Here is an 11,088-nt window from a genome sequence, read left to right on the forward strand (position 1 = left end):
TCTTGGACAGCACGCCTTGAACCGGGGCGGAAATCTCTTCCCTCCCGACCACGGCGCTCGCCCCGAGCCCGGTGAGCCAATCCTTCTGGGCTTCCAGCTTGCCTGTGCTGGCAGTCACTTGATATCCGAGCCGGGACAATATGCTGACAGCAAAGCTGCCGACACCGCCCGTCGCTCCGGTCACCAGCACCTCTCCGCTTTCCGGCGTGAGGCCGCTCCGGATCAACGCATCAACCGATAAGGCGGCGGTAAATCCGGCCGTCCCGATTCCCATGACCTCTCGCATGCTGAGTCCCTCTGGAAGGTGTACCAGCCAATCACCTTTAAGGCGGGCGTATTCGCTGAATCCTCCAAAATGGTCGGTCCCTACACCGTACCCCGTGCACAACACCTGGTCACCGGGCTTAAACGCCGGGTGCTCCGAATGCGTGACTACGCCAGCAAGGTCAATGCCCGGCACCATCGGATACCTGGAGACGACCTTCCCATCAGGCAAGCTTGCCAATCCGTCCTTGTAATTCACTCCCGAATAATGAACGCGGATCGTTACATCACCCGGCGGCAGCTGACCCTCGGTCAGCGTTTCGATCCCGCTCCGGAATCCGCCATTCTCGTCTTTTCGGACCATAAAAGCCTGAAACTTTTCCATATGCGTCGTCCCTCCTTAAGATTGTCCATATTATACCGCTGTCCGTGGTCCCTTTCAAAATACGGTCTAAGAACGAAACCCAATACCCTGCCCTTCCAGTGCCAAATAGTTCATGGCATGAAATGTTGGGAGCTTGGCAAGGTCAAGCCAGTCATCAGCCTACCGTGCGATCGACAGCTGTCGAATGATCGGGAAGTGCATCGGAGTATGCCTGATTCTGCGCTTTCCCGAGAAATAATACCCTGCTTCCCACCCTAAATATCTGCACGAGAAGAACCCGTCTCGATATTATTATTGGTTAAGCGGTAAGGCTGACGGTCTCCAGATACTAATACAGTCTAATATATAAAAAAAAGGGGCGACCCTTGGTCCCCCCTCATCGGCTCGCTTTTGCAGCTACTCATCCTGCTGCATATATTCCGCCATCATCTTTTGCTTCATGTCCCATACTTTCTCGCTGATATTGATGCGATAAATTTCCGGATTCAGCTTGCGTAAGTATTCCGGCCAAAATAAATCCATCTGCTCCCGGTGGTATTCCCGGATTTCATCCAGCGACGGCAGTTTGTACACCAGCAGGCCGTTCTCGAAAACCGGTGTAAGCATTTCAATGGCATCGTAGTTTTTTACGTATTTCTGCAAATACGGGTGCTGCGGATTAAACAGCTTCAAACGGAGGCCGTCATGCGGCTTTTCCTCGCCAGGGAAGGCGATGTAATCCGCCGTTGCTTTCCCGCTGACCCGGTCCACGATCCGGTAGACGTTCTTTTTGCCCGGTGTCGATACTTTTTCGGGATTGCCCGATATTTTGATCGTCGGAACCATCTCGCCCTTAATCTCGCGTTCCACCAGCTTATAAACGCCCCCCAGCGCCGGCTGGTCGGCTGCCGTAATCAGCTGGGTGCCTACGCCCCACGTATCGATCCGTGCCCCCTGCGCCTTCAGGTTAAAAATGGTGTTTTCGTCGAGGTCATTTGAGGCCACGATCTTCACATAATTCAATCCGGCCTGATCGAGCATCTCGCGCGCTTTGATCGATAAGTACGCCAGGTCACCGCTGTCCAGACGAATGGCGTTCATCTTCTTGCCCATCGCCTCCAGCTTCTTGCCCGTTTCGATCGCATGCGGCACACCGCTCTTGAGCGTGTCGTACGTGTCCACGAGGAGCGTCACTTGATCCGGCATGACCTTGGCATAAACGTCGAACGCCGCCTGTTCGCTTTCGAAGGTCTGTACCCATGAGTGGGCATGCGTTCCTTTTGTCGGGATGCCGAATTTCTCTCCAGCCAGCATATTGGAGGTTGCGTGAAAACCAGCCACATAAGCGGCCCTTGCCCCCCATACCGCCGCATCGGCTTCCTGCGCCCGTCGCGTGCCGAATTCGAGCAAAATATCGTCGCCGGCGACCTGCTTGATTCGCGATGCCTTGGTGGCAATCAGCGTCTGGAAATTCATGAAATTGAGCAGCGCCGTTTCCACCAGCTGGGCTTCCATAATGGTGCCTTCCACGCGGACCAACGGTTCGTTTGGAAAGACGAGCGCGCCTTCCTTCATCGAGTGCAGCGTGCCGCAAAACCGGAACTGCTTTAATTCCTCCAAAAACGCCGAATCGTAATTCTCTTCCTGCTCGGATAAATACTTAATATCCTCATCGGTAAACCGAAGATTGGCTATGTAATGCACGATACGCTCCAGGCCGGCAAAAACCGCATACCCGTTTCCGAAGGGAAGCTTGCGGAAGTAAGCCTCGAACACCGCTTTTTGCCGGTGCGAGCCGTTCACCCAATGCGCGTACATCATGTTGATTTGGTATTTATCCGTGTGTAAGGCCAGACCCATCGTCTGCATCCCGAGTTCCTCCTTGCTGGTACGCCTGTCATATCAGGCAGGCCCGGTGTCCCGGGCCATCGTCATTACTGCTCTGCTCCTTTGACAACCTGCGCACCCAAACTGTTTTTAAAATGCTGCAATGCCCACGTATGCCCATCCGGGTTGAAGCTGGCTACAGCGTCTTCGTACACCGTAATGCCGAAGCCCTTATTGTACGCCTCTACAGCGGTGTGCAGCACGCAAATATCGGTGCATACTCCGATCAGATGCACTTCGGTGATGCCGCGCTCCCTCAATTTGAGTTCGAGATCCGTTCCGCAAAAAGCGCTGTACCGCGTTTTGTCCATCCAGTAAATCGCATCGCGATGGTCGTTGTATACCTTCTCCAGCGGGCCGTACAGTTCTCTTCCCCGCGTGCCGCGTAGGTTGTGGGGAGGAAACAGCTTTGTCTCCGGATGATGAGGATCGTCCTTCTCATGCAGATCCACAGCCATGACGACCCAGTCGCCGCGATCGACGAAGTCTTTAGTGATGGCGGCTACTGCCGGCGCGATATCCACTGCAGGCTGGCCTACAGGCAGGCTTCCGTCGACAAAATCATTCGTAAAATCGATAACGATCAGTGCTTTCATCTACCTTCACTCCCTTAGGTATAAATGGACAGCAGCGGCACGTAATCGGTGAACCGGTACAGCTGTGCCGGTCGCTGGGAATACTGGTTGGAGCTCAGCGGCTTTCCGTTCTCGTCGCGTACTTCTTCGAGGATCCCCTGCCGGCTGCGCGTAGACGTAATTTTACGGATAAAATTCGGCTCGCTGAATTCCGGAACGACGGTCTGGATGACCTGGTACAGCTCGCTTAACGTAAACTGCTCGGGCAAAAATTGGCGCGCAATCGTGGAATGCAGCATCTGCTGCTGAATCCGGCGGTACGCATCCTGGATGATTTCCCGGTGGTCAAAGGCCAGCTCCAGCTCGTTCAGCACCTCATCGATGCCGAACAGACCAACCTCGCCGGCATCGTCCGCCGCCTGTCTGCTCTCCAGCATCCATTCTTCCACCAAGGCGAAGAAGGCGTTGCTGATAATCCAGCCGCGCGGGTCTCTTCCCGGCTTGCTGTATACGCCTAAATACTCGAGGTGTCCGCCGTCGACACCGGTTTCTTCCTTGAGCTCACGCTTTGCCGCGTCATAGATCGATTCGCTTTCCTGGCAGAATCCTCCGGGCAGCGCCCACATCCCCGCGAACGGCCACGACTTCCGGCGGATCAGCATGACCTTGAGCTCTCGGATCGGCAGCGTTTTGGTCACGGTCTTGCGCTCGCGCTTGGTCAGCGTAAACATCACAATGTCCGCGGGTACACCGTCAGGCGTGCGGTACTTCTTCGGGGAGTACCCCATCTCCTCGGCGGTCTTCTCTTTCGGTCTGCCGCTTGCTTTCTCATTTTCAGTCATCTTATCACCACATAACATCTTTTTGATACTTTCATTATGAACTATAGATAAAAAAAGTCAAGTCATTCTGTCTATGTTGTGTAAGCCGCGTTCGATTGTTTTGTCCTGCACACGAAAGCAAAAATCCCCCGTAAATAGCTACTTGCGGTTTACTACCCGAAACGTAGCCGTCGCCATACAAGCCAACGTGCCTTCACTGTCGTTAATTTTTGCTTCGGTGACGAGAGACCGGCCCGCTTCGTGCAGTACCTTGGCCGTCACCGTTAATCTCCCCGGAACCATCGCATTCATAAAGTGTACGTTAATGTCGGTGGTAACGCAGCTGTCGATATTTTTAGCCGCCGTCGCTACCATTCCCATCGCCTGGTCCATCAAGGATGTCAGCACACCCCCATGGATGATGCCCATGGAATTGGTGTGGTGCTGCTTGGCATCGAGCGCAATGACTACTTCTTCCTTACTTGCGGATACCAGCTCGCAGCCGAGATACGCCCAGAACGAATCCTGTCCCCGGGCCACCATTTGTTCCAATGCGTTCATTGTCGTCTCCCCCATGCTGTCATTTTTCGCGTATTCCCCCAGCATCCTTTGCAGGAGAAGCCGCCTTCGTTTTTCTCTATGTTGTCAGCGATAACTGTTTACGTTCATGTTTAACCAAATTCGTCTGCTCTATCCCATAAGTCGGCTGGATAGCCTACCGCCTGGCTTGATTTCCCCTCGTTTCCCGATGACGAAAAATAACCCCACAGCGGCGTGGGGCCTTCGCTCCGATGTTATTCTGGTACTCAGCGAAACCACGAAAGCCATGCGATCTGCATTTGAAAAAAAGGCGCGGACGTCTCGTCCGCAGCCTTGTAAAGGTTAGCCGCAGCTGGAAGGAGGTGCTTCCGTTCCCGCTTCCACGTTGACCTTTTCCGATACCGTATCATGGATGACGGAAATGACCAGCTGCAGCAAATAGTTAATATCGCTTTGGCTTTGCTGAAATTCGTTCACGAGAGGAATCGCATCGATCTCATCCTGCAGCGCTTCGATTTCTTTCTCGATTTTGGCAACCATTTCCTGATTTTGGAAGGATTCGAAGGCCACGATCTCTTTCTGCTTCTTCTTGATAGTGGCAATGAGGCTTTGCACGCGCTCATGATTGCGGATTTTCTCCTCCGCCTTCTGGAATTGCTGCACTTCTTCGCTTCCGGAAATCAGTTCGGCCAGTTCCTTGGCCTTGGACATAATATCGTCGCGGATCACAAGATCCTTCGTATCATAAGACATCATGCCGTATTTATTGATATGACCCTTCTCCATCTTGGTTCAATACCCCTATTCTGTTATGGAATTTACTGAGTTATTGCTGCCTCGGCCTGCGGCACATCCACGACTTCGCCTTTGATGTACCACGTCATCGCATCCGTAATTTTGACGTTTACGAAGCTGCCGATCAATTCCTTGCCGCCTTCAAAATGGACGAGCTTGCTGGTGCGCGTTCTTCCCGCCAGGATGGAGGCGTTGTTTTTGCTCTCGCCTTCCACCAGCACCTCGACGATCTGCCCGCGAAGATTTTCGTGGCTCTTGCGGCTGTACTCCTCAATCGTCCGGTTCAGGCGCTGCAGGCGCTCGCTCTTCACTTCCATGGACACATTGTCCTCCATGACGGCCGCCGGCGTACCTTCCCGAGGGGAATAAATAAAGGTGTAAGCCGAGTCAAAGCCGACTTCGCGCACCAGGCTCAGCGTATCCTCGAACTGCTCTTCGGTTTCGCCCGGGAAGCCGACGATGATGTCGGTCGTTAGCACCAATCCTGGCACGGTTGCCTTCAGCTTCCGAACCAGCTCCAGGTAAATTTCGCGAGTGTACTTCCGGCCCATGATTTTGAGAATTTCGTTGTTGCCCGACTGCACCGGCAAATGGATATGCTCAACGAGGTTGCCCCCTTTGCCGAGAACCTCCACCAGATGATCGTCGAAGTCGCGCGGATGTGACGTTGTAAACCGGACGCGCGGGATATCGATTTTACGGATATCGTCCATCAGGTCGGCAAACGTGTACCGGATATCGTCAAAATCCTTTCCGTAAGCGTTCACGTTCTGGCCGAGAAGGGTAACCTCCTTGAAGCCCTGGCGCGCCAAATCGCGAACCTCGGCGATCACGTCTTCCGGCCGGCGGGAGCGCTCTTTCCCCCGGGTAAACGGAACGATGCAGTATGTACAGAACTTGTCGCAGCCGTACATAATGTTGACCCACGCCCGCAGTCCTTCACGCTTCTTCGGCAGGTTCTCAATGATGTCGCCTTCCTTGGACCACACTTCCACGACCATCTCTTTGCTGAACAGCGCTTCCTTGATGAGCATCGGCAGCCGGTGAATATTGTGCGTACCGAAGATCATGTCCACGAAGCCGTGCTTCTGCATAATCCGGTTGACGACGCCTTCTTCCTGAGACATACAGCCGCAAACACCAAGCAGCATATCGGGCTTCTCCGTCTTCAGGTGCTTGAGATGACCGAGCTCGCCGAACACTTTGTCTTCTGCATTCTCACGGATGGCGCATGTGTTCAGCAGAATGATGTCCGCTTCCTTGCGGTCTTCGGTAGCGGTGTAGCCCATCATCTCCAGCATGCCCTTGATCGTCTCGGAGTCATGCTCGTTCATCTGGCAGCCGAACGTGTATACGATATAATGCTTCCCTGCTCCAATCCCTTGAAGCTCTTCCGGCACAGCGTTCTCATACAGCACTTGAACGTCTTCCTTACGCCGTTTCTTGCTTTGTCTATGGTTAGGCTCCGAAATAATATGAATCTCACGGCCCTTGATCCGGATCTTCTTTCCGAATTCGTCCTCTGACAGAACTTTGGCATCGGAGAAATCAAAATATTTGGAGTAATCCTTCGTTTCCTTCGCCATGCTGTTGACCACTCCTTTAACCCAGGGAACCCCTGTTAAACGACATTCTAATAAATTATAGCATGAACCTAATGGCATATCTACTGATTGCCGGGACTTCCATCTATGTATAAGCATAGCCGAATCGTTGAATCGAAAGACATCTTTCGTTCATCACGCCACTGGTTAAACAACAAAAAAACGGAGGATGTCTCCCCCGTTCTACAGACCTGCCGGCCTGGTCAGTCGTTGTTAGTCAATGATTTCAGCCGTATCTCCGGTTTTGGCACCGGCTGCGTTGGCCTCATCGGTATCGATGTGCATGTCGAGCGCAAACGAATCGGATACGCGTGCAATGACGTTTTCAAACACCAGACCGCGCTCGCCGCCGATGCGCACTTTCAGCTGCTGCTTGTCGGCAATGCCCCAGCTTTGCGCGTCGCTCGTGTGAAAATGGATATGACGAGCAGCAACAATCACGCCCTTCTCCAGTTCGATCTCGCCTTGCGGGCCTTTTACCTTGATGCCTGGGGTTCCTTCAATATTTCCGGACTCGCGGACCGGAGCTTTCACGCCGATGGCGAAAGAATCCGTACGGGAAATTTCCAGCTGGCTTGCCGAACGGGCAGGCCCTAAAATTCTAACCTTATCAAATTGACCCTTCGGACCGATAACGGCCACCGTTTCATTGGCGGCGAATTGTCCGGGTTGGGATAGCGGTTTAAATTCGGTCAGCTGATAGCCTTGACCAAACAAAGCTTCAATATGTTCTTGGGTAAGATGGATATGTCGTGCGGACACGCCTACAGGTACAGTTTTACTCACGTGGATCACTCCTTAAATTTTCTCTATGTTCTGTACAGGCCAGACTCATTATACATCCTTTTACCCAAAAAAGAAAAAGACGTCACCGCTTTCATTCCAACTTTCATGCATTTCCTGCCATTCTGCTACAAGATTGTCAAAATGTCTGCTCCGTATTGCCAAAACATGGTTTAATTCCTACCCGAATCAAACCGGTTTAGCCGGAAGATGCCTGCTCAGAAAAGAGAGCGCATTTGCCCGACATCCATCCTTTTGACCAGATCCTACCGGATAGCGGGCAAGCAATCGCTGCGATCGCCCGAATCTGCTCATCGTTCAAATTGCGGGGATGCGGGCACACCGCCTTTGCGTTGGAGTGGGAAGCGATAAACGGCCGTTTCGATCGTTCGGCCAGCTCCCAAAACCCGGCCTCCGATAAATGGGATACGTCCAGCAGCAAACCGGTTTCGTTGCACAGCTCAATCAGCTGTTTTCCTTTTTCGGTAAAGCCTCCCTTGCGCTTCTCCATAACGCCGTCGGCAGCCCAGTTCGCATGATTCCACGTAATCCCAAGGAACCGCACGCCCAGATCATAGCAGACTTTGACATAATACAAGTTTCCCTCGAATCCGTCGGCGCCCTCCACGGACAGAAGCCCCCACGGCTGAAGGGCGTGGCTTTGAAGCGGGAGCTGCTCCGCCGCCTTCACCGCATGTTCCAGCGAGGCTGCGTCTTCTCTCCATTTCATCCACCGGACGCCTTCCTGCACGGGAACGACACGGGAGGTAAACACGTCGATCTGATCCAATATATGCTCAAAGCGGGGAATCCCCCGTTCCTCAGACAAAAAGATGGCGAAGGTTTGAAGCGCCACCCCTCCTTCCTGCAGACGCTTGTAGGTCACATCCAGCTTCGGATCGTCTGCAAAGGAGATGCTTTTATCCTTCACCATTTTACTCAATACATCACAATGATAATCCACCACCGGAATTGTCATGCTTAAGCCTCTCCTTTCCATCGTACGCAAGCAAAAAAACCTGTCTATCCCATATAAACTGAATCAAAGTCCGGGTACTCGCCGAGCACCTCTAATCCGGCTTCATTCAGCCAGCCATAAATCCGCCAATAGTCTCAGAGGAAAACTCGGTCAATCCATGATCCAATCGTCTTCGAGAATCCGAATTTTTTCCATTTTCAGCGCCTTGCCGGTTGCATCGTCCAGCTGGACAAATACGCCGTGGAAGTGCCATTTTCCGTTGTCGACCTGGAACCGGACCGGCAGCTGAGTTTTGAATTTGCGGAGTACCGCATCGCGTTCCATGCCTAAAATGCCTTCTCTAGGACCGACCATACCGGCATCCGTGAGATAGGCCGTTCCGTTCGGTAAAATAGTATCATCATTGCTCTGCACGTGGGTATGTGTTCCTACGACGATCGAAGCACGGCCGTCCAGATGCCAGCCCATGGCGATTTTCTCGGATGTGGCTTCGGCATGAAAATCAATAAGAATATGCTTGTGCTTCTTGCGGAGCTGGTCGACAATCTCGTCGCTGGCCCGAAACGGACAGTCAATGGCCGGCAGAAACGTACGTCCCTGCAAATTCACGATAGCCAGTTCTTTGCCGTTCGCTTTAATGATCGTATGCCCCAATCCCGGCGTCCCGGGCGGAAAATTGGCCGGTCTCACCATGCGCGGCTCGTCGTCGATAAAGTCAAAAATCTCCTTGTTATCCCACGTATGGTTGCCCAGCGTAATCCCATGAACACCCCAATCGAAAAAGTCTTTGGCAATCGACTGCGTGATCCCTCGGCCGGAAGCGGCATTTTCGCCGTTCGCAATGATGATATGAGGGTTATACTTCGTTTTTAACGACGGCAGCGTCGCTTTAAGCGCCTTTCTGCCTACACTGCCTACGATATCTCCAATAAATAATACGTTAATGTTGGTCTCCTCCTTAAGATGAACAAATATGAAAAGTGGCCCCCAAAGCGGCCACTTTTCATCATTTACATTATTTCGCGTATTCAACCGCGCGAGTCTCGCGGATGACCGTCACTTTGATATGTCCCGGATAATCCAGTTCATTCTCAATCGTCTTCGTAATATCCCGAGCCAGCCGGAATGCTTCGGCATCATCGATCTTCTCAGGCTGAACCATAACGCGGACCTCGCGTCCTGCCTGAATCGCGAACGATTTCTCGACGCCTTCGAACGATTCGGAGATTTCCTCCAGCTTCTCCAAACGCTTGATATACGTTTCGAGCGTTTCACGGCGCGCTCCTGGTCTTGCAGCTGACAAGGCGTCGGCTGCGCCAACCAGCATCGCGATGACCGAAGTTGCCTCTACATCGCCATGGTGGGATGCGATACTGTTGATAACCACCGGATGTTCCTTGTATTTCTTGGCCAGCTCCACGCCGATTTCAACATGTGAGCCTTCCACTTCATGATCCAGCGCTTTACCGATGTCGTGCAGCAAGCCTGCACGCTTGGCCAATACGATATCCTCGCCGAGCTCTCCGGCCATCAGACCGGACAGATAAGCCACTTCCATGGAATGCTTCAGCACGTTCTGACCATAACTGGTACGGAATTTGAGCCGTCCCAAAATTTTGATCAAATCCGGATGCAGACCATGTACTCCCACTTCAAATGTCGCTTGTTCGCCATACTCGCGAATCCGCTCATCAACCTCTTTACGGGATTTCTCCACCATCTCTTCAATCCGGGCGGGATGAATGCGTCCGTCTGCAACCAATTTCTCCAAAGCGGTCCGGGCAATTTCCCGGCGGATCGGATCAAACCCCGACAAAATTACAGCTTCAGGCGTATCATCAATAATGAGGTCAATACCGGTCAGAGTTTCCAGTGCACGGATGTTCCGGCCTTCACGCCCGATAATCCGTCCCTTCATCTCCTCATTCGGCAGCGTCACCACAGATACGGTGGTCTCCGCCACATGATCTGCAGCGCAGCGCTGGATGGCGAGCGTTACAATTTCACGGGATTTCTTGTCAGCTTCTTCTTTCGCCTGCTGCTCAATATCTTTAATCATTTGAGCGGTTTCATGGCGAACTTCCTGCTCTACATTGCTCAAAATAATGCTTCGTGCGTCTTCCATGGTCAAACTGGAAATGCGTTCCAGCTCCGTGACCTGGCTCTTGTAAATCAAATCGATCTGCTGTTGAGTCTCTTCGATGCGTTTCTCCTTGTTGGCCACTTGCTCTTCTTTACGTTCAAGCGATTCAATTTTTTTATCCAGCGACTCTTCTTTTTGCAACAATCGTCTTTCCTGCCGTTGAATTTCATTTCGACGCTCACGAGTGTCTTTTTCAGCTTCGGTCCGGATTCTGTGTACTTCGTCTTTAGCCTCCAGTACCGTTTCCTTCTTCAGTGCTTCTGCTTCCTTACGCGCGTTTTCCACGATCTGTACAGCAGCTTCTTCAGCACTAGAAATTTTAGCCTCTGCAAG

11 protein-coding genes are annotated in these 11,088 nt (G+C 52.5%); all 11 read right to left on the bottom strand.

Going from position 1 to position 11,088, the window contains the following annotated elements; translation table 11 throughout:
• A partial coding sequence (locus tag CPT76_RS16095; protein ID WP_374954651.1) for an alcohol dehydrogenase catalytic domain-containing protein occupies positions 1–649 on the bottom strand: 649 nt, incomplete at its 3' end.
• A 396-nt stretch (positions 650–1,045) separates the two neighbouring features.
• Positions 1,046–2,497, bottom strand: a complete 1,452-nt coding sequence (locus CPT76_RS16100; protein ID WP_105443587.1) for a nicotinate phosphoribosyltransferase — start codon at positions 2,495–2,497, stop codon at positions 1,046–1,048.
• A 65-nt stretch (positions 2,498–2,562) separates the two neighbouring features.
• Positions 2,563–3,111 (bottom strand): cysteine hydrolase family protein, encoded by a 549-nt coding sequence (locus CPT76_RS16105; RefSeq protein ID WP_105443588.1) that lies wholly within the window; start codon positions 3,109–3,111, stop codon positions 2,563–2,565.
• 14 nt (positions 3,112–3,125) lie between these two features.
• On the bottom strand, positions 3,126–3,878 hold the full coding sequence (locus tag CPT76_RS16110) for an NUDIX hydrolase (RefSeq protein ID WP_105444108.1): 753 nt from the start codon (positions 3,876–3,878) through the stop codon (positions 3,126–3,128).
• Between the two features lie 192 nt (positions 3,879–4,070).
• On the bottom strand, positions 4,071–4,472 hold the full coding sequence (locus CPT76_RS16115) for a PaaI family thioesterase (protein ID WP_076167968.1): 402 nt from the start codon (positions 4,470–4,472) through the stop codon (positions 4,071–4,073).
• 321 nt (positions 4,473–4,793) lie between these two features.
• Positions 4,794–5,237: a YlbF/YmcA family competence regulator gene (locus CPT76_RS16120; protein ID WP_076167971.1), complete on the bottom strand. Its 444-nt coding sequence runs from the start codon at positions 5,235–5,237 to the stop codon at positions 4,794–4,796.
• Between the two features lie 32 nt (positions 5,238–5,269).
• Positions 5,270–6,832, bottom strand: coding sequence for a tRNA (N6-isopentenyl adenosine(37)-C2)-methylthiotransferase MiaB (gene miaB / locus CPT76_RS16125; protein WP_105443589.1), 1,563 nt, complete (start codon positions 6,830–6,832; stop codon positions 5,270–5,272).
• 231 nt (positions 6,833–7,063) lie between these two features.
• Positions 7,064–7,636: a phosphate propanoyltransferase gene (gene pduL, locus CPT76_RS16130; protein ID WP_105443590.1), complete on the bottom strand. Its 573-nt coding sequence runs from the start codon at positions 7,634–7,636 to the stop codon at positions 7,064–7,066.
• A gap of 196 nt (positions 7,637–7,832) precedes the next feature.
• Positions 7,833–8,612 (bottom strand): dipeptidase, encoded by a 780-nt coding sequence (locus CPT76_RS16135; protein ID WP_105443591.1) that lies wholly within the window; start codon positions 8,610–8,612, stop codon positions 7,833–7,835.
• Positions 8,613–8,762: 150 nt separating this feature from the next.
• On the bottom strand, positions 8,763–9,557 hold the full coding sequence (locus CPT76_RS16140) for a TIGR00282 family metallophosphoesterase (protein WP_105444109.1): 795 nt from the start codon (positions 9,555–9,557) through the stop codon (positions 8,763–8,765).
• Positions 9,558–9,627: 70 nt separating this feature from the next.
• The coding region (rny, locus tag CPT76_RS16145; RefSeq protein WP_105443592.1) for a ribonuclease Y at positions 9,628–11,088 on the bottom strand (1,461 nt) is incomplete at its 5' end.

Source organism: Paenibacillus sp. AR247, from assembly GCF_002968895.1.
GTDB classification, from domain to species: domain Bacteria; phylum Bacillota; class Bacilli; order Paenibacillales; family Paenibacillaceae; genus Paenibacillus_AQ; species Paenibacillus_AQ favisporus.

What these genes read in the sequence shown, in the direction of transcription:
- CPT76_RS16100 (WP_105443587.1), bottom strand. Translation starts at nt 2,497, where the DNA reads ATGCAGACGATGGGTCTGGCCTTACACACGGATAAATACCAAATCAAC.
- CPT76_RS16105 (WP_105443588.1), bottom strand. Translation starts at nt 3,111, where the DNA reads ATGAAAGCACTGATCGTTATCGATTTTACGAATGATTTTGTCGACGGA.
- CPT76_RS16110 (WP_105444108.1), bottom strand. Translation starts at nt 3,878, where the DNA reads ATGGGGTACTCCCCGAAGAAGTACCGCACGCCTGACGGTGTACCCGCG.
- CPT76_RS16115 (WP_076167968.1), bottom strand. Translation starts at nt 4,472, where the DNA reads ATGAACGCATTGGAACAAATGGTGGCCCGGGGACAGGATTCGTTCTGG.
- CPT76_RS16120 (WP_076167971.1), bottom strand. Translation starts at nt 5,237, where the DNA reads ATGGAGAAGGGTCATATCAATAAATACGGCATGATGTCTTATGATACG.
- miaB (WP_105443589.1), bottom strand. Translation starts at nt 6,832, where the DNA reads ATGGCGAAGGAAACGAAGGATTACTCCAAATATTTTGATTTCTCCGAT.
- CPT76_RS16135 (WP_105443591.1), bottom strand. Translation starts at nt 8,612, where the DNA reads ATGACAATTCCGGTGGTGGATTATCATTGTGATGTATTGAGTAAAATG.